We start from the raw sequence: 20,247 nt of genomic DNA, 5'->3' as shown, positions 1-20,247 counted from the left end.
GGCCAGACTTCTGCGGTTCGGAGTTCCTTGTTCGATATTCGGACTTCTCTCCGCTATCATTTTGGTTGTCGGCTATGCCGCGTTAGGTAAGAAGGGAGATAGGGAGATAAACAACGCGATATGGAGATAAGGAATAAATTATTGAATTTTGCATCAATTTCCGTTTTGTTTTCATCTCCCTAGTTACATCTATCAAATTCGCGACGAGAAAATCCTTGTTGTCGCTATTATGCATCTTCGCAAAGACCCGAACTCCTGGAAATCCCGTGTTCAAAATCCCTAACCTTCGGGCTTTCACTCAACGTCAAATTAGCTCTGCCGGCGAGACGCGGCGTTACAAACGGCCAACGAAGTTTCTGAAATCATTGAGCCTTGTAATAGTCCACGGCCTCTGCGAATTCAGTCTCAGCTATCCAGAGAAACTCGAGTTCCACAGGAATTATTTTTTGTTGATCCTGTCAAAAACTTGCTTGGCGGGAATTGAAAGAAGTTGTCCTTTTTCGTACGCGTCAATACGATCTTCAACCTCAGCTGCCCACAGATCATCAATCGACTTCCTCGACGGAAACTCGAAACTGGACAGCAGTTGCTCAATCAACTCGGCACGTTCAATCGGCGGCAATTCGATAGCTTCAGAAAGGATTTTTTCGGCTTTCTGGGACATAAGAACTCCTTCGAGTCTGATCAAAATTATACAAATTACGATAATCTTGTGCAAACTCCAGTTCCTGTGTTCCGATCTAATATTTGCTCAGGGTGTCGGAGAGTGAGCTGTGTAATTCACAACCGAAGCGTATTTCTTTGTCTCCTGTTATGGATTTCTGAGAATTCGGCGTCCCACTGGAATCTCATTCGGCTCTTTATTCAGGTCGGAAAAGCCCGATCCTGGGCATTACGATGGCTTCCGTTGAGTAGCCCCAACTAGCGGCAGCCAAAATGAAAACGTCCGAGGACTGACTAACTCTGCTAGCGGGTCGCCCGCATCACTTCGTTTAGTCCGAATCTCCTCAGCGCAAGAAACACGCCGAAGTATCCCAACGTGCAAAGGAGCGAAGCGAGTAGAAAATTCGTTTTACCGAAGTAAAACCAGAGTGTAGCCATTAGCAGAACTCCAAGCAAAGGCGCAAAAATAAATCGGAGGAAAGAGGTAACGCTCACGAATCGTCTCAAGTAACCCGCACAAACAAGGAAGACGCAGAATTCGGATAGAACCGTGGCCACGCTTGCGCCATACATGTCCCATGCAGGAATGAGTATTAGATTCAAAACAATATTCGAAATTGCGCCCAGAGCTGTTGCGCGGAATAAAGCCGCGCGTTGCTGAGTAACCACAAGCAGGATCCCCTGAAAGGCGTTTGCGAACATGATCACGCACGTCCAGATCAGCAAGCTCAGCACGCTGGAGGAGGCAGCGAATCCTGGGCCGAAAACGAGCGAGACCAGCTGAGTCGAGTTCATAGCGATCAAGAAAGTAATCCACAGGCCGAACGCGATGCTATAGTACATCGTGAGCCGGTAGATTCCTGCGGCTTTTTGCGGTTCTTTTGAATACAGGTTGGACAATCCGGGCAGCAACACCATCCCGGCTGTGACGGGCAACAATCTTAGTCCATAAACAAATGTGTATGCTGCATCGTACCATCCCACAATCTCATCTGTTGTAAATAGCGACAGCAATACTGTGTCCACACGATAGTAGATTCCGATGAAGATCTCAGTGAGACCCAACGGAAGGGCCAGCTTGAAGAGCCTCCAGAGGAATTTCATATCTCGCGGCAGACTCAACCGCGCAACTTTAAAATGACAAAGACTGAGAGCAGTAACACAGTACAAGACCGTTCCGATCAAAAACGCCGGTCCCACAGAATCCAGAGCGGGATTCGAGGTTGTGGCTGCGAGCAACGCCAGGAAAATGACACCGTACATGAGAACATTCAGAATGGAACGGTACACAAAGGATTGGAGCGCTTCAAACAGAGAGGTGCTGGCTCCTGCAATCGACTGCAATGCGGCACTGATTGCCAGCAGGAGAATCAGCCGGTTGACCTCCGATTCCTTATTGAAAATCAGAATTCCGATCAGCATCAGAAAAAGAAAGACAAAGGAGAGCAAGGTGCGAAGTGTGAGAGAGGCCGTAAAATATTGAGCAGCAAGCTGCGGATTTTCTCCAACATCCCGCGAAGTCAGCAGATCAAGACCAAATTTTGTAATCACTGAAAACAACGTTACAAAACCGAAAGCGAACGCAAATTTTCCATATTCTGAAGCGCCGAGAAGGCGTGCCAGGTAAACGGTTGTGAGAAAGAAGAGTCCTTTGCCTGCAAGTTGAGAGGCGAAGTAAAAGATGGAATTTTTTGCCCAGCGCAATGAAAAGGACCGGCGCGATTCGCCGGTTTGTTGCTGCTCTTCGATTCTACCGGCGGAAAGGTTCATTTTGACGAAATGCTATAGCAATTGTCTAGAGGAGAAAACGGAAGATTCATCCCCACAGGTTCAGCAAGCAGAACCCAGCCCGGCAACAATTGCCAGCCTGGCTTCAACTCGCGTGGTTCCTGCTTCGCTGCTGCAGCAACAATTTCTTTAATGATGAGATTTCTGTCCATCCATTGACGAGCCTCATAATAATCGTTCACGAATTCAAGGGTCAATCTCTTCCCTTTCTTTGGCCATAAAACAGAAAAATAGTAGTCCTTCCAATCCTCATAAGGAACCGGTTGTCTTGCGACTTCGCGATCATTGATGCGCAAACTGGCCACCGGTACCTCGCCCGCTGCAATGTTCCCCATTGCAGTCATGCGGATCACAACCGGTCCAGGAGGAAGGTGAACGTTTTTTATCACATGAATCGAAACGTTTACGTGCTTCGGGGCTCCTGATTTCGGAAAAATACGAATCCAATTCCCTTCTCGTGGAGAAACAGAATCAAGCAAGGCTGGTTCGGGCCGCAGCACAACTCCGCAACTTCGTATCTGCATTTTTGAGCTGGATGATTGGATAGGATAAGAAACCAACTGGAACGGATGATTTCTGTTGTTACTAATACCGTAGATCTCGGCGTGCGTCAGTAGACCGGTTGGATTCTCTTGCAGAATGACCGGTTTACCTCCGGATTGCAAAGGCCAGCTCAATCGAACACCCAGGTCTCGAGCGTCGGCGCCCAATCTCATTCTTTTTGGATTTGTAGTCCGTAAAACGCGGATTGTGAAAATGCCCTCCCGTTCGCCTTCAGGAATACCCACAGAGACATTTTGCCATTGTGCCCGGGTCAAAATCATCCGTTTAATGGAAGTATCGTTCCAGTAAAAAAGGGCCTCTACAGGTTCCTTTTCAACTGACGGATTTGCCAAAAGCTGAAAGGAAATCATCTCTCCGGAAATCTGCAGCGGGAACGAAGCCTGCCCCCGCGTCCAGTAAAGGCTTTCCGTACCTTCCTGCTCCAATTCATGAACTCCGATCGGATCAGAAAGCGAGCACATCCAAGCAAGATTACCGACTGCGATCCCCAACTCACGCTTATCAGGAACAAACCAGATTTCCGGTTCGATCCGTAAAACAGCGTATTTACCTTTCATCAAATGAGGTAAGTAGTATTTGAATTCTTTCCATTCAAAACTTGACAAATGTAGATTATCGACGAGCTCGTTATTCACGAATATTTTCACGGCAGCTGATTTCTTCACGGCTTCAGGGTTGAGCTGGCGAAGAGAAATGGAAAGCACTGCTCCACGAACCTCCATTTTTGAAATCGCCGCACGTCCTGTCCAACGAAAATTATTCCCTTCTTGATCCTTTTCCCATTCATGATAACCGTGTTCATAAACCGGGATTCTGCGTGATTGAAGTGTTGAGCGAATCTGAAAAGCAGCCACCAAGATGATTGTGCAAATAAAAATCCGTGTGCCCCAAGAGAATCTAGGCACCGGTTGTGTTGAGCCGGGTTGAATCACCAGCGGTCCGATAAAACCCCAGAAAACAAACTGCAGCTTAAGAAGAAGCAGTGGATGGCCCGTAAAACAGGTTAGAAGAAATGCGATCAATCCAGCAAACAAACCAAAAATCAACGGGAAATCCAGGACATCCGAAGCGCGAAGTTTTTTTATTGCGTAACGCAGGATTTGTATCAGTATCGCGCAGAATAAAATAAGACCGGGAAGGCCGATTTCCGAAAGAATTTGTAGAAAATAGTTATGTGCATTCTCCGGCTGTGTTTGAAAATAAGGAGCATTTCGCAATGCATTTGTAAACGCACCCGCCCCGCACCCAAACACCGGATAGTCTCGAAATAGATCAATTGCAGCTTTCCAGAATGTAATCCTTCCTTGCAACATCCGGTCGAAAGTGATCTGTGGGTTGAATGTGTACATCACAACTTGAAAGAGAGAAACAGGTTTTGGATTTTGATAATTGATAACGAACGCCGTGAACACGAGTAACACGAACCCACTCATTAACACGTACGCTCCACGCTTCACTAACCACGCGGTTGGGCCACGCAAATATTTCGATCCATCGATACCGGCCCACCTCAGTAACGCGGGAAGGAGAAATAGCGCAAGGAAAGCGGCGCCTATCCCGGCTCTAGAGACAGTAAAGACCAGCGCCAGAAAAACGACGGCCACCAGCACGATGTGAAGGAGAGCTTCCTTCGAAAATCTATGGAATGCAGGCGTCCCGCCTGCATTGTGGACGGGACGTCCGCGCTCCACAGGACTGGAGCAATACGCAAACGCAGCAAAACAAACGATCGTAGCGAGATAAGTCGCAAGAGAATTGGGATCACTAAAGGTCGAATTAATGCGGACAATTTTCGGATTCACTTTGATCCAGTATTCAAGCAACTGGAATCTGAATGCGTATTGAAGAATGCCTAGAACCGATACCAGAACGGCAGAATAGAATATGATCCGGGCCGCTCTTTGAATTTTTTCTGAAGTATCCAGCGCATCAATCGTGATGTAGAAAAAGAGCATTCCTTCCATCATGTAGATCAGACTGTGCAAAGGAGCGAGATCGGAGTAAGGATTAACGCGAAAAATATTCCAGTTATCCTTGAGTTTCAGAAGAAAGACTTCTGACAACACAAAATGGCCGCTTATCAGAGCGAGAACCACGGAAATAGCGCTGACCAATAAGAACAACGAAAGAAGCGGATTCAGCGGATGATCCGGAAGCCGCCAGCGCTGTGAACGTATTCGTTGAAAGGCCCACCAGAAAGCCAGAGAAAGAAAAAGGAATTCAACAAGATCAAGCTTGAAAAGGTACTGAAACTGTGAGGGTAACAGTGGATACAAGAAAATAAAAACAAGGTAAGCTGTAAACAGTCTGTAGCGCACCAGGAAGCCGGCGCTAACAAAAAGCAGCATCAGAACAAGCTGCAGAATTGTTTGATCCAGCATCGCTACCGATGCCAGGAAGAAACCGCTTCCAAGCAGGACCAGCAATGCCATTTTCAAATGCCGAGTGAACTCTTCCTGTACTGCTCCCTGAATAAAACGAAGGAAATCATTATGAATAGGCTAGTCACAGCAGCAATGAGCAGATTCAATTTCATTTTCGGGCTCACCGGCGCCTCGGGAAGCATCGGCGCGGCAACAACGGAGGTTTCTCGACTGTGTACCTTCGCCATGTAAGACGAAATGTCTCGCAATTCACGCTTGAACACAATGGCTTGATTCTCTTTCTCACTGAGCCTGGTTTGAAGCAGGATCTCAGTTGAAACGTCAGGTTTGGTACCGGACCGGTAGGCATCCAAATTCTTTCTGAGAGTTTGCGCTTCCTCAGTGAATTGAGCAATACTCTCTTGCAGCTCGTTTTTGTAATCCTTATAACCCTTCATCTTTTCTTCGAAAGACTTCGAATGTCGCAGTATGATCCCATCAGCGATTGCATTTGCAAGCCGCACAGTCTCCTGAGGACTGTTCGCTCTGATTCGGACGCTGACCCAGGGGGAGACTCTGATGGAGTCCGTTTCTGCTTCGATCATTTTTGACAAACGCTTTGAGGAAACGTTCAAGCCAACTTTGCCGGCAATCGTTTGTTGAAAAGCTTCGCTATTAATGACTTTGGCGACAGTGTATGGATCTTCCAGAATCTTTTCTACAGCCAATCCAATGTTCAGAAGAAGAGAGGTTTCATATTGCTTTGGCAGAAAAGAGCTTACAACTCCAGCCAGTATAATTCCAGTAAGTACACCACCTGCGATGAGTTTCCATCGAATCACCAGGGGATGAAGAATTTCATATAACGCCGATTCTTCTTCGCGAAAACCTGTCTGCATAGTCGTCATTTTAACAGAATTCGGATAGAGCACGCGCCGGCATGGTAGAATTTGAGAGCAAAGAAAAAATCCTGGGTCAAACGGAGCGCAGGCTTTCAGCCTGCATTACGGGCCGCGGACTTCAAGTCCGCGAATTTGCAGGCAGGATGCCTGCGGCCCCTAATGCGGGGCAAAATGCCCGCGCTGCGTAGCCGTCCCCGTGTTGCGTATGCGATTGTCAGCAGCGTTTTTAGTGCTTCTTCTGCTCTCACAGTTTGCCTGGGGTGATAAGGATCTTTGGACATCCTACGGACCCTATGGAGGGTACTTCCACTCCTTTGCTTTTTCACCTGCAAATGAACAGCTGATCTTTGCCAGCGAGTTTGACGGGCTCTTTCGAAGCGTCGACCAGGGACTCACATGGCAGAGAGTGCAGATTCCTGGCGGAGAATTCAACGTACGAATGCATCCGAAATCGCCGGAAATCATAATTGCAGCCAACTATGCGAACGGCATCTTTGAGAGTCTTGATGATGGAGTTACGTGGACACAAGTCTTTCAATATCCTTTTGAAGAGGACAGCTTCTACGACTTTGAATTTCATCCGTCGAATTCGGCGGTTCTCTACGCTATTAGTTACTACCATGGAGTCTTTAAAAGCACAGATAGCGGGCGAAGCTGGATCGCCAAAAATTCGGGATTATCTTTAACGACTCAGGCAAGATGCTGTGTGGATACTCCTCAACTGGAAGTGGATCCCAATCATCCGGAAACCGTGTACGTCTTAATGCCCTCCAGGCAGGTGTACAAGACAACGGATGGAGGGGAATCATGGCGTTTGGCAAGCACTGGTTTGAAGCTCACGGATCCGGCTCATGCTCTTGTCATTGATCCAAAGGATACGAGGACACTTTATGCCGGCGGAGTGAACGGCATTTTCCGCACAACGGATGGCGGATTTCAGTGGAAATCCAGAGGTTGCAAGTGTTCTGCTAGAAGTCTCGCGTTGGATCCAAAAAACCCGGACATTCTTTACGCAGCAGGAGAAGGAGCCCTTCGCAGCGCAGACAAGGGGGCTACATGGGAATGGTTCAGCCCTCACCCTTACATTGCGTCGATTTTTCTTTCTGTGGCAGTACATCCCGCGCATCCGGAATTGGTATTTGTAGGGGGTTTTGGCGCGGGAGTCGCGCGTTCAAAGGATCGTGGAAACTCATGGGAAACGAGAAACGATCAGCTTGATGCTTTAAACGTCGTTCGCCTGATTGTCCATCCAAAAGTCCCGAACCGTTTGTTAGCCGTAGCCGGTCAGCAAGTTTACCTTAGCCTGAACGGAGGCCACGCCTGGGATCTTCCTCTGAGAAGCCGGAGCTCTGCATTCTATTTCAGCGACGTTGCTGTTCATCCTGTCAATCCTGATTTGATTGTCGCGGCCGGTGCCAGAAAGGATAAACCAGGAGCCATTGTATTCAGCAAAGATGGAGGGAAAAATTGGGAGGCGGGAAAACATTTCTCCGGAGTGAATTATGGCTGCGCGCGATGCGTTGCGTTCGACCCTGGTGATCAAAAGACTTTGTATGTGGCGCCGTTTAACAAAACCGGCAATCGAACGACCCAGCTTGGTGTGGCGCGAAGCAAAGATCTCGGCAAATCATGGAAATTGTTAAATAACGGTCTTACAGCAAAAGATGTTTGGGTCATTACCGTTCATCCAAAGGAATCCTCGAAGATTTACGCAGGAACCGGCAGCGGCAAGCTCTTTGTCAGCGGCAATGCCGGAGAAACCTGGATCGACCGGAGCGCCGGCCTCGATCAAAGTTCGATACGTGCTATTGTTCCGGATCCTTCGGATTCTAGTACGATGTACGTAGCAACATATACTTCTGTATTCAAAAGCATAGATGCCGGTCAGACTTGGGTGAGGAAGACAAATGGACTTCCGGATTCCTGGTATAACTTCGTTGATGTGGATGCAAGAAATCATCAACATGTATACGCTGCAGGCGAAGCGGGAATCTTTCATTCAAGTGATGGCGGTGAAAGCTGGTCGGTTTTTGATTCCAGGAGTCCCGGTCCTTTTGCAGTCTGGAACCTTCTAATAAATCCCGCACATCCGGATACCTACTACGCGGGCACTGATCGTGGGGTTTTCAGTTTGGTGGTAAGCTCAATCCAATGAGTACATGCGCAAGCTGATCGTCCTTTCGTTCTGGGTAGGCTTCCTGGTGATAGCACTGGAGTTGCTCTTCGTACTGCTTCAGCCGCTGAAGGTCTCCCCTTTCGAGTTCGTATTATTTCTTGTATACGGATGCATTGGATTCGGTCTGCTCTGCTCTGCCGCCACGTTCTTGTGGAACCTCATTGCTTTGCGGCTAACGTCCGACCAAAGGATGAAGTCCGGTTCAGCGGTAGCGATTCCCATCGCGCTGTTTTTGTCATTTCGGATCGCGTTAGTGATGCGCACGGCCGGGCTCCATTTCTCTTGGAGCATCGTTGGAACCCTTCTCCTTATCTCTTTTTTGACATGGTCTTTCAACAGGTTGATCCGGCGCGTTTCCTTGCTTGAGAACGTCAGACCCTGGCAAGTTCTCTCAGGTTTTCTCCTGTTGATTTGTATCTTATTCTCATTCTGGAATCGTTCCAGGATCGCGACTCAGGATGCATCAGCAAAGGGTAAGCCCAATATTTTGTTGATTTCAGTGGATACACTGCGCAGAGACAGGTTGGGTTGTTATGGATATCAAGCCGCTCGGACCCCTCACATTGATGCGCTCGCGCGGCAAAGCGTCCTGTTTGAAGATGCTGTTTCACCGATTCCACTAACAGGTCCTTCGCACGTCACGATGTTGACCGGCTTGTATCCGCATCGTCACGGCGTTCCTGCGAATGGGATTCGCCTCAGCAAAAATCTGATTACGGTTCCAGAAACTCTGGCGAAAGCCGGATACGAAACAGCGGCATTTGTGAGCGGCTGGACGTTAAAGAATGATTCGGTCGGTCTGTCCACTAAGTTTGCTCATTATGGAGAAGATTTTTCTTGTACCCGGATTTTTCCCGATTCTATTTTGAAGTTGACTGTTCCTCGCGTGCTCGTGCGACTGACCGGTTCCGTCATCGGATACCATCTGGAACACCGCGAACGTCCCGCGGAAGCTACGACACGCGATGTCCTGAGCTGGCTTTCTGGTAAAAGGAATCGGCCGTTTTTCCTGATGGTGCACTATTTCGATCCGCATGGCCCCCACATCGATCCATCCAACGTTACCAGCTCTCATCGCGATACCGCGGCTGTATTCGACTATTCCCAGCCGGCTGAGATCAAGCGTCAAATCCTCTCCGACCCCTCGCGTGTAGAACGAGTGAAACAAGCGTATGATCGGGAAATTTCATACACCGATTCGCAGTTCGGCTTATTGATGGATAAGTTAAAAGAACTTAAGTTGGATCAAAATACAGTTGTGATTTTTACGGCTGATCATGGTGAGAGCCTGACTGAACACGGTTGGTATTTTGATCACGGCGAATATCTTTATGAAACCTGCGTGCTTGTTCCTTTATTGATCCGGTTTCCCGGAAAGTCGCAAATGAAAACAAGAATTTCACATCAAGTGAGGCTTGTTGATCTGGCGCCAACGATTCTGGAAATTACGGGTCAAAAGATGGCGAACAAAATCGATGGCGAAAGTCTGATTCCAATTTTAAAGGGAACGGAATCTCAACCGCGCGTGAGCTTCGGTGAACTTCAGCAGGGTTCCGGAGATTCGTCACGCTCGCGATATTACGTGCGGATGAATGGCTACAAACTCATCTGGAATTTCGATCGCCGTGAACTGACCCACCCGGTTCCGGCATATGAAGAGCTTTACGATTTGAGCTCTGATCCGAATGAGGAACACAACTTGATCTCCACTGCTCCGCCTGTTTTGGAATATCTTAGAAGCGCGATGAAAAGCCGTTTGCCACAACGTCTGTACGATCTGCAGTCACCGGAAAGTGATGTTCGCGAACAATTAGAAGCGCTTGGTTACCTCTAACATCGATGCAGTAACCGGAATTGTCTGGCTGATTCCAATGGCCCGGGCGGATGAGGGCCAGAAAATTGATAGAGAGTGTGCATGAGACTCTACTTCAACCTACTTCCATTCCGGGTTCCTAGCAGTTTTTGCCAAGATCAGACTTTATGAGCTCTGGCTCGATGTCGTTTCAAAGAAAAAGCTCTGCCGTAGAGACGTATACAGCCTACATGGATAAGTTAATCGATGCAAAGCTCGCCAAACTGGCTTGAGCGGTTCAGTCACTTACGATTTTGCTAGCCGCGCTTTTCCGCATTTCTGCGAGTCTGTTTTCGAGCTTCTTCATCATCTCACGAAATCTGGTTTCATCGTGAAGGGTTTCAAATAGTGGGTCGTTAATCATTGTGTGGTAGCACAAGTTTCCTGCATCGATCGATTTTTGCAGCCACAGGTAGGCTTCGGGCTTGTTTCCTTCCATCGCTGAGATGGCGGCTAGGTTATAAAGATCACTACGACTCAGTATTTCGACTTCGTGAATAGTTTTCTTGCTTCTTTCTAAAATTTTTGTTGCATCCTCGATCCGTCCCATCTTCAAGAGCGCAAAACTATATTGCATCCAGTGCCTAATCCATTTAGCGCCCATCGGCAAATGTGCCTTGCGGTATTGTTCCTCCGCTTTGTCGTAGTTTCCGGCGTATAACTCAACCCTGCCAACCAGTGCAAGATTTAGAGTGCTTGGATCAATCGCCACTACTTTTCCGGCAAAATCGCGGGCTTCTGCAACGTTGCCCTGGATCAGACTAATCATCGCAAGCAAATAGACCGGGAAAGTGAAATCTGGTTGAAGCTCGAGGCTTCTTTTCGACCAGGACTTTGCCTGAGTTAGATCATTTAACTCCATATAGATCGATCCCAAATTGTAATAAGACCAGGAATCTGTTGGGCTGAGAGCTACAACTTTTTTTGCCAACTCCAGTGCTTCAACAAGCTTCCCGGTTTCGGTTAGATAAAGGGAATACATTCCCATCGCATTGGACGAATTCGGATTCAAGACAAGTGCTTTTTGTGCGGCTTCCACACTCTTCGCAATATTCCTCTTAGACTCATAACCTTTGGAAAGCACTTCATAAGCTTCGGGCAGATCAGGGTCAATTGCAATCGCTTTCTGACATGCTTTGATCGATTCATCAAGCCAGGATTCAGGAAGTCCAAACAAATAGGATCGTTTGTGATAAGCATCAGCAAGCCCCGTATAGGCCAAGGCAAAATTGGGATCGACCTCCAGTGCCTTCTGAAAGAGCTGAATCGAACGTTCGTTATCCTCTTTGTGCCGTCTTATGTAATATTCCCGGCCCTTCAGGTAATAGTCATATGCAGTGATACTGACCGTCGGATTCTTTTCCATTCGCTTCTTCTGGGACGGAGAAAACTTAGCTTGCAGAGCGGTAGCGATCTGTGTTGCAACATCACTCTGAATTTCGAAAACATCTTTCACTTCGCGGTCATAGGTTTCAGACCAGACTTGCGATCCATCCGCCACACGCACCAGTTTTGCTGTGATCCGCAATTGTCTTGCGTCTTTTCGCACGCTCCCGCTCAGGATATTTGCAACGTCTAACTTTTTGCCAATCGCGCTCAGATCTTCATTGGTTCCTTTAAATCCAAACGCCGAATTTCGCGTTACGACCCGCAATTTTGGATTCTTTGCTAAAGCGTTCAGGATATCTTCTGCGAGACCATCGGCAAAATAATCTTGATCGTTGTCATTGCTCAAGTTCACAAACGGCATCACGGCCACGGATTGAATTCCTGATGTGCCGGTATTTTGCTGGCTCTCTCTTTTCAACGGAGCAAAAAGAATGGCAGCAACTACCAAAATGAGGAACACGCTTGCAACAAGAACAGTATTTCTCGTGTGATTTTTTTGAACTGGGAAATCAATCTGAGATTTTCCGTTATCTGTTGAACGCTCTTCCGAATTGATGCATCGGACTTTAGGAACAAACCTGTAGCCATGTCCACGCACCGTCTCAATGAATCTCGCCTTTCCTTTTCTGTCACCCAGAGCCTGTCTGAGAGCCGATACGCTTTTATCCAAATTGTTCTCTTCCACAATCGTGTCCGGCCATACCTTTGACATCAAATCATTTTTCGTCACAAGGTGAGGCGCTTGTTCGACAAGAACACAAAGTGTCTGAAAAGCTTTTTCAGAAAGCGAAACACGTTTCCCTTTTCGAAGCAAAAGCCGCTCAGGAACGTCTAAGCGGAAATCTGAGAACTCGTATAAAGCCGTTCCGTTGTTAGACATAGCGTCGAGTGAATCATTCAGAAAAAATTCATAAAAGATTCAGGGGAATCGAAGGACATTTCATGGTCCATTTCGTAGATTCAGTGTTTACGGTCAGTCTAGCATATCGGAAGAATTGGGGGCAAGAATGCATCTGACTCACAGGTCATCCAGTTGCCTTAGGAGGTTACCATGAACAGATGTTTGCGAATATTCCTTCCGTTCATTTTCATCTTGTTCAGTTTTGGAGTGAATGCACAAATTGCTACAAAAACAGGAAACATTTACGGAAAAATCATCGATCAAAACGGTGGAATACTACCGGGTGTCAGTATAGAACTGGAATGCGGCGTCATGCCTCCCATCTCCGCAGTCAGTGGAGCCGCAGGGGCTTTCCGATTCACGAACCTGCCACCGGAAATGTATACGGCAACGTTCCATCTCGATGGTTTTACGGAGGTAAAACAGAAACAAATTCGAGTTGTTGTAGGCGGTCATGTCCAATTGCAGATCATCATGAAACCTGTGGTAGCGGAAGAAATCACTGTTGTCGCCGATAGCCCTTTACTGGACAGAACGTCGGCGGGCAACAACACGTCGTATTCCCGTGAGTATTTGGATCAGATACCGAGTAGCCGTGATCCATGGTACATCATTGATCTGACTCCCGGGATAGATTCTGATCGCTTTAATGTAGCCGCTTTGGAATCCGGAAATCAAAACGTTTTTTTCGCGCGCGGAGATCGTTTCCGAAACAACGGATGGAACTATGACGGCCTGAATATCGGCGCTCAATATTACGACTTTGATGCCTTCGAAGAAATTCAGATCAGCACAGGCGGAAACGATGCCTCCATCAAAACAGGCGGTGTGGCAATTAACATTGTTACTAAACGTGGCGGTAACCAGTGGGCTGCCAATGCTTCCTACTACTTTATAAGCGAAGCATTACAGAGTACGAATACACCTCAGGAACTGCTGGACAATCCAATCATCAATCCTGAAACTGGAAAGCCGGCGGAGGGATCTAATCGGATTCACAAAGTTTACGAATATGGCCTGGACATCGGAGGACCACTCATTAAGGACAGGTTATTTCTTTGGAGCGCCTTCAGGAACAACGATATCGACCAATTCACGATTCAGGATGTCGCCGACAGTACCACTTTGAGAGACTACAATTTCAAGCTAAATGCACATTGGAACCAGGACCATGAATCGCAATTCAGTTATTTTCTTCCCGAGAAGTACAAGAGCGGCCGCGTTTACTTTCCAGGTCAGCAAAGCCCTGAGACGTTAGTCGATCAGGGACCCTCAGACAACGTGCTGCATGGAGTCTGGAGCTTACAGCACACCTGGATACCAAACGATCACACTTTGATCAGCGCGCGTTACGGATACATTGGTAACGACTTCGAATTTGTCCCGAGAGGCGGAAGCGATGTGCCCATGATCTTTCTTGCTGCGATTCCTCAATGGGAAAGTACGATCTTTGGAGGCCCTGTTACCAATCCGACGCATAATCTAATTCTGGAAGGCAATTCCTTTAAAGAGAATTTTCTTGGCGGGGATCACGAACTGAAGTTCGGTTTCGAATACAGTACTACAACCTCCCACACTTTCAGCAGCTACGGCAACGGTGTTTTCATTTATGATCTTTATCAGACAGTGTCTCATGGTCCACTCACTTCCGGAGTTGTTTTTGCACAGCATGCGGTGGATGGCCGGTCAACCTTTCACGGTACTTCCTTTTATGTAAGCGACACCTACCGCAAAGACAGATTGACACTGAGTCTGGGAGCGAGATTCGACTACCGAACCGGTGAGAATCTGCCTTCCCATATAGAAGCCGTACCCGGTTTCGAACAACTTGTTGGGGCTTTCGATTATCCCGGAGGGGATCCCGGAATCGTGCTAAGCGATTTTTCTCCAAGAATCGGAGCTACCTACGATCTCACAGGAGATGGGAAAACACTTCTACGAGGCAACTACGCGCGATACTATGAAGTATTCGATAATTTTTCCGTCCTCTATTCAAATCCAACCTATACGTTCAACGGAGCCAGATTCTTCTATTCAAACTTAAACGGAGACCGCGAAATAACGCCGGATGAGCTGGTCAGTCCTCCCAGCTACTACGGGGGATTGACACGAGGAGGATTTGATCTCGATGCATTCCTGGATAAGCATCGAACCGATCCGGACCTTTCCAATGCGTGGATTGATGAATGGATTGCGGGCGTTGAGCGTGAAGTAGCCAAAGATCTTTCGGTCGGACTGAATTACACTTATCGGCGCTACGGAAATTTTCAGTTCAACATCCCTGTTGGTGTTACGACCGAAGATTATTTACCTGCCGGAACACTGGAATTCGATACGACGCTCGGGCATTTTGAGGTTCCCTATTTTCGATTGCGCTTCGTGCACGATGGCGTAGGGGTCTATACAAATATCAGAGATTACCGGCAAACCTATCACGGGCTTGACATCACGCTGCGCAAAAGAATGAGCAAAAACTTCCTGTTGAACGGGTCGCTTACACTGCAAAGACAGACTGCGCACTACAACGGTGGAGACTCGTTGGCCCGGCCAACCGGAGCCGGCGGATTCCCTGGACGTCCCTTTCAGTTTGATCCGACAAACCTTCCTTTCCTGGACGGGCAATCATTCTGGGCGTTCGATCGATTAGCGCCGACGTTTCCGACGTTTGCAGAATGGTATCTGAAAATGAGCGGAGTGTATCTACTGCCATGGAATATTTCTCTTGGCGCCAACATGCGCTTTCAACAGGGTTATCCTTACGTTCTCTCAGCCGTCATCTTAGACCCGACTTTTGCCGCTTACCAGGGAAGTCCTTTCCGGAGAATTCTTGTGGAACCATTTGGAAGCAGGCTTTATGACAACAAGTTCATTCTGGATTTCAGAATTGAGAAGGGTATTCAAATGAAAGACTACGGACGGATTGGATTGATTCTCGATATATTCAACCTGACGAATGAAGGTACTGTGCTTTCGAGAAACAGAGATATCAACCGAAGAAACTTTAACAAGATCCAGCAAGTATTGTCGCCGCGCGCCGCACGATTAGGAGTGCGCTACAGTTTTTGAAGAAATCTGAAATCACCATGTGGGTATTTTTTCCCATCCGGGGAAGGGCGCTAGGTCGATACGATACCCCGTTGAGGCATAGTTGTCTTTCACCACGCGAACGTTCGTCAACGCGCGCAGACGGTTGAGAAACTCGTCACGAGGTAGCGTATGGAAAGGCGTTCCTGAAGGCATAGACCAGAGACGTACACTGGCGCGGCCTCTTTCAGCGGAAGCAATCCATTTTCCATTCGGATGCACTGCAATGTTCAGCACGGGTGTTTCACTCCCGAATAACAGATGTGGCGGCGCATCGTCCGTAATTGGTCCAACCCTGACTATGCCCTCCCTATCACCGGTGACAAGCCTTTTTTCTCCAGGATCAAAAGCAACGCTGCAGACGCGATTGCCATGAGAAGTGATGCTGCTTGATTTTTTTTCTGAAACATCATAGAGAATCAGTTCCCACGTTGCTCGTTCGAACTCCCCCAGGTGCTTTGCCGAGACGACAGCAGCAACAACGTAACGTCCGCTTCCGGAAACGTCTAGATCGAAAACGATTCCTTTGCCCTTTGCTATGACAGTGCCTGTGTTCTTTCTCAGATCCCACTGCCAAACATTTCCCTCTGCGTCTCCTGAGAAAACAGTTCCGTCGCGGGAAAATTTTAGTGAGTGGAATGATTTGCCTTTACTTTGGTCCAATAAGCGGACGCCTTTGTCTTCAAGATTCCAGATTTCGATGCCCAGATTTTCGGGCGGACCGATTGCAGCTGCACTAGCCGCCAGCTTGCCATCGGTGGAAAATGCAACGGAACGCTCCACTCCGCGAAGTAGCTCCGACAAAACCTGAGTAGTTCCATCTTGAAGCGACAGCAGATAAGTATTTGGCCCCGAACATACCAAAACATATCTGCCCACAGGATCGATTGCGATTCTAGAGATTGCTTCGAGAATTTTCCCTACATCTCGTCGTGGATGAGCCGGTTCACCCGGCACGTGCCAGAGTTGTAAGGGCGCAACCAGGGGGAAGGCAGTGACAAGTGAACGGCCATCCGGAGTAAAACCGATATCAAAGGAACCGATCTGACCGGTTCCCTTGAAGAAAAAAGGGTACGGATGATCGAGCGGGTAAAATCGAAGCCGTTCCCGACCGACCACGGCGACCCATGGGTCGGTCGGATGGAATGCCACATGAAAAACACTATCCAATCCCGCCTGAAACAGAAGACGCGATTCAGTTTCAGAAGGAGCTAACAAATCCTTGATGCGAACACTTCTTTCACCGGCTTTAATTGCCAGATGTGAGCCTGAGTGGTCAAAGTATAATCCCAGCGCCGCCTCTTTTTCAAAAAAGACGCGACGTTCTTTCTTTGAATTTGCAGTCACAGGCCAGATACGGATTTCGCCTGAAGCGTCGGCGGAAGCGACCTGTTCGCCGTCCGGATGAAAAGTCACTGCGGTTACCTCTGCGTTGTGTTTTTCGAGCAATGTCCCCGATGAAGTTCCAGGACGATCTAATGAGATTGCATAAACACCATTGCCTTTCCCGAATGCCAGCAGTTTTCCCTTCGGATCGATATCCCAGGCGGCGGTTTCTTCTCTGTTCCATTGGCCAACCACAATTGGTTCGTGAGAATCAAATTCCCAGGTCCGCACAAGAACCTGTCCAAATTTACCAGTCTTCTCAACTTGACCGGTCATGTCTGTAGTCAAGAAAGCTTTTCCTCCTCTTACAAGAAGGCCGGTGTATCCTTCCATCGCAAATTCGCGAACCACTTTTTTCTGAGTTACAGACCAGACCGTAATCACTCGCAAGTTTTCCGAAGATCTCCAGATGATCAGGTCTTTATTAGGCGAAAACTGCGGCCATGCCTGCCAGCCGGTCCTGGATAGGGATTCGCTAAGAAAGAGCGGTGGGGAACCACGCAGATCAAGAAGTTGCACACCGCCTACACCTCCGATGACAAGCTGTTTGCCCTCAGGGTCAAAATCACCGAACGAAAGAGGCCTGATGGGCAACTCTGTTAACCTTGCGAGCGGTCCATTCCACAATGCTCTTAACGCAAAGATGCGTCCTTCGGGCGTGTCGGCCAATTCCGTGGCAGCCAGAGAATAAGCAAGAGCCGCATTTGGATCGGTTTCCAACTCTCCCCGTCCCAGAGCCAGCAGCTTTCCTGCCTCGGCCCGTCGTGTTTCCAGAACAGCATCCTTGCGCGCCACTTCCGCGCTGCGCCAGAAGGCACCGATCGTGACCAGAACAATGAGTAGTACTATGATAGTAGCAGTCACCAAAGCTCTTTGTTGTCTGCGCCGCCTTGTGGCTCGAATGGTCATCGCCTGCGCGAAGGATTCTTCTACGGAACTCAACCCTCCTGAATAACGCTCTCTCCATGCTTGAAATTCCAGGAATGCCCCGCCGGTCCATAGCAAATCTTCCGAGCGGTTTCGTTGTTCCCAGAGCTGCGCTGCCTGTCGCAATTGATCGCGAAGCTGTGCGCTGTCCGCATCCTGTGTCTGCCACCGAACCAATCGTGGCCAATTGCTCAGCAGCGATTCATGGATGATTTCCACGCGACTTCTGGGCTTTTCCCCTTCTGCAGCCGGGGCTTCAAACGAAGTGACAAGCCTTGCATCGATCAACATTCGCAATACTTCTTCGGCCTCATTTTTCTGCGGAAAAACACTCAACAGCTCCTCCGTGTCTCGGGCCGCTCTTGTGTTTTGTGCAGTAATCAGGTTGCGGAAAATCTCCCGCACAACCGGTTGGCGTTCTGTTCCGATTCGCTCCATCGTTGCTTCCGCATGTTGTGCAAGCGCACCGGCCACTCCGCCAATTTCTCTGTAAGCTGCGCGTGTTAAAACTCCCAGTTGCCGTTCCTTTTTTTCCCACAACCGCCCCGCCGCAAATGCCATCAAGGGTAAGGCGCCACGCTCTTTTTCCACATCTGTGAGAATTTCATCTACCAGTGCTTCATCTTCAAAACGGTAGCCACATTTCAAGGCCGGCTGGACCAGAGCTCGCCGCAAAGCGGCTCCTGTTAGTTGCGAAAGACCGCTGAGCTCTGAAAAAACAGGAGTGAGCGATGGTTGCTGGTGGCAAAACATCAGGAAATCATCCCGCATTGTTAAAAGCACGCGAAGGTCTGCTTCTAACACGGCTCGTCCAAGCAGTTCCGCAAATTTGGATTGAGTTTCGGAGTTGTTTAATGTGAAGAGCTCTTCAAATCGATCCACAATCAGAAGCGCTTCCGGATGTCTCTGGCGCCAACGCTGCAAAATCGAAACAGAAACATCCGGTTCTTCGAAACGAATCATTTTGGCGAAGGCCTCAGCATCCCCGGAAAGTTTTGAGGCAAGTTCCTGCGCAAGATTCACCATCGGGGCATCACCCGGAAAACACAACACATAGCTCCAGCCGAGTGGAAGGGCCGGAATGAGTCCCGCACGAAGCATCGAAGTCTTTCCTGTTCCGGATGGGCCGATCAAAGCCATGAAATGCAGTTGCTGCAATTTCTTGATCAGCATTTCTACTTCTAATTCACGACCGAAAAAATATTCTGCTTCCGATGCTGAAAATGAAGCAAGACCGGGATACGGTCTTCGTTCTTCGATGGTCTCGATTCTTTGCGTTACTTCTTCGAGTGCACGAGCCACTGCCGCAGCCGACGGAAACCTGTCTAATGCGTTCGCGGCAACAGCGCGAACGATGACTCCTTTCCAGGGAGTGTCAGGCAGTTGCATCGGATTTTTCCGAATGGTATTCCAGATCGCTTCGCGCGTTTTCTGGCTGATCACTCCATCCGGATGAATCATTTCTGCCAACACCACTCCAGCTGAAAAAATGTCTGTACGAACATCGATCCTCTCTCCGGCCATTTGCTCTGGAGACATATAGGGAATCGTTCCTGAAATGGTTCCATCCAACTGTGTTAATTCCTTCGCAACTCCAAAATCCATCACCACAACTCGGCCCGTGCGTGTAATCATGATGTTTTCAGGCTTCAAGTCGCGGTGAACCATGCCGGCCTGATGGATCGCTTCGAGACCAGCAAGAAATTGCGCCGCAATATCCCTTGCCTCACGCAGATTCAACGGACCTTTTCGGATGAGCAGTGTTATGAGGGTGATTCCATCGATGTATTCCATCGAGATCAGTTCGGAGTCTTCTTCAACAACGAGATCAAAGATTCTGCAAACGTTGGGAGAAATCACTTCGCGCGCGGTTCGAACTTCTCGTCTGAGCGCTTCTGCATGCCCGTGATTCCCTTTTAAATCCACGCGCAACGATTTCAGAGCGACTTCGACCCGCAGTTTCAGGTCGTACGCATGCCATACCTCGCCCATTCCTCCCTTGCCTAATTTCGAACGGATCTCGTACCGGTCGGCTATAATCCGCCTTTGCGGACGCGGAGGAGCATCTGTAGTGGGAAGGTCTGATAGGGAACCAGTTCCGTCCTTAAGAGGTGAATCAGAATTGTCATTCATCCTGTTCTCGTATTTTCGCATTCTTTTGGAGGAACCGCCAACTGGGTCGTTCGCAGGTTAGAAATGGATGTGCGCCCCGGCACCGGTGATTTCCTATATTTTATGTAAGGTGATTTTCC

9 protein-coding genes are annotated in these 20,247 nt (G+C 48.5%); 3 read left to right on the top strand and 6 right to left on the bottom strand.

Annotation, left to right across the window (positions count from 1 at the left end):
• Positions 1 to 439: 439 nt before the first annotated feature.
• The 4 genes from L0156_14825 to L0156_14810 all read right to left on the bottom strand — a co-directional run bounded on the left by L0156_14825 (position 440) and on the right by L0156_14810 (position 6,286).
• Complete coding sequence (locus tag L0156_14825) at positions 440 to 664, bottom strand: addiction module protein (protein ID MCI0604269.1); 225 nt, start codon at positions 662 to 664, stop codon at positions 440 to 442.
• A gap of 302 nt (positions 665 to 966) precedes the next feature.
• The gene (locus L0156_14820) at positions 967 to 2,433 is read right to left on the bottom strand and encodes a flippase (GenBank protein MCI0604268.1); all 1,467 of its coding nucleotides are present in this window, start codon (positions 2,431 to 2,433) and stop codon (positions 967 to 969) included.
• A complete protein-coding gene (locus tag L0156_14815) occupies positions 2,430 to 5,447 on the bottom strand; it encodes an O-antigen ligase family protein (protein ID MCI0604267.1) in 3,018 nt (1,005 codons plus the stop codon). The genes L0156_14820 and L0156_14815 overlap by 4 nt, the downstream gene beginning before the upstream one ends.
• A gap of 2 nt (positions 5,448 to 5,449) precedes the next feature.
• Positions 5,450 to 6,286 carry a hypothetical protein gene (locus L0156_14810; protein MCI0604266.1) on the bottom strand — a complete coding sequence of 279 codons (837 nt, stop codon included), beginning with the start codon at positions 6,284 to 6,286 and terminating at the stop codon, positions 5,450 to 5,452.
• 199 nt (positions 6,287 to 6,485) lie between these two features.
• Here L0156_14810 and L0156_14805 point away from each other — a divergent pair, with 199 nt between their 5' ends.
• Positions 6,486 to 8,435 (top strand): hypothetical protein, encoded by a 1,950-nt coding sequence (locus L0156_14805; GenBank protein MCI0604265.1) that lies wholly within the window; start codon positions 6,486 to 6,488, stop codon positions 8,433 to 8,435.
• 4 nt (positions 8,436 to 8,439) lie between these two features.
• The gene (locus L0156_14800) at positions 8,440 to 10,290 is read left to right on the top strand and encodes a sulfatase-like hydrolase/transferase (GenBank protein MCI0604264.1); all 1,851 of its coding nucleotides are present in this window, start codon (positions 8,440 to 8,442) and stop codon (positions 10,288 to 10,290) included.
• 256 nt (positions 10,291 to 10,546) lie between these two features.
• On the opposite strand, the gene L0156_14795 is transcribed toward L0156_14800, so the two are convergent.
• Positions 10,547 to 12,577, bottom strand: coding sequence for a tetratricopeptide repeat protein (locus tag L0156_14795; protein MCI0604263.1), 2,031 nt, complete (start codon positions 12,575 to 12,577; stop codon positions 10,547 to 10,549).
• A gap of 171 nt (positions 12,578 to 12,748) precedes the next feature.
• Between L0156_14795 and L0156_14790 the strand changes: the two genes are divergently transcribed.
• The gene (locus L0156_14790; GenBank protein MCI0604262.1) at positions 12,749 to 15,664 is read left to right on the top strand and encodes a carboxypeptidase regulatory-like domain-containing protein; all 2,916 of its coding nucleotides are present in this window, start codon (positions 12,749 to 12,751) and stop codon (positions 15,662 to 15,664) included.
• Positions 15,665 to 15,676: 12 nt separating this feature from the next.
• Here the strand turns inward: L0156_14790 and L0156_14785 are convergent, their stop codons facing one another.
• Positions 15,677 to 20,128: a protein kinase gene (locus L0156_14785; protein ID MCI0604261.1), complete on the bottom strand. Its 4,452-nt coding sequence runs from the start codon at positions 20,126 to 20,128 to the stop codon at positions 15,677 to 15,679.
• Positions 20,129 to 20,247: the final 119 nt, after the last annotated feature.

Source organism: bacterium (assembly GCA_022616075.1).
Classification (GTDB): domain Bacteria; phylum Acidobacteriota; class HRBIN11; order JAKEFK01; family JAKEFK01; genus JAKEFK01.
The sequence above is the reverse complement of the archived record's forward strand: the minus strand, read 5'-3'. Positions and strand labels throughout refer to the sequence as shown.

Coding starts and splice junctions, on each gene's coding strand:
- L0156_14825 (MCI0604269.1), bottom strand. CDS start 664: ATGTCCCAGAAAGCCGAAAAAATCCTTTCTGAAGCTATCGAATTGCCG.
- L0156_14820 (MCI0604268.1), bottom strand. CDS start 2,433: ATGAACCTTTCCGCCGGTAGAATCGAAGAGCAGCAACAAACCGGCGAA.
- L0156_14815 (MCI0604267.1), bottom strand. CDS start 5,447: ATGGCATTGCTGGTCCTGCTTGGAAGCGGTTTCTTCCTGGCATCGGTA.
- L0156_14810 (MCI0604266.1), bottom strand. CDS start 6,286: ATGACGACTATGCAGACAGGTTTTCGCGAAGAAGAATCGGCGTTATAT.
- L0156_14805 (MCI0604265.1), top strand. CDS start 6,486: ATGCGATTGTCAGCAGCGTTTTTAGTGCTTCTTCTGCTCTCACAGTTT.
- L0156_14800 (MCI0604264.1), top strand. CDS start 8,440: ATGCGCAAGCTGATCGTCCTTTCGTTCTGGGTAGGCTTCCTGGTGATA.
- L0156_14795 (MCI0604263.1), bottom strand. CDS start 12,577: ATGTCTAACAACGGAACGGCTTTATACGAGTTCTCAGATTTCCGCTTA.
- L0156_14790 (MCI0604262.1), top strand. CDS start 12,749: ATGAACAGATGTTTGCGAATATTCCTTCCGTTCATTTTCATCTTGTTC.
- L0156_14785 (MCI0604261.1), bottom strand. CDS start 20,128: ATGAATGACAATTCTGATTCACCTCTTAAGGACGGAACTGGTTCCCTA.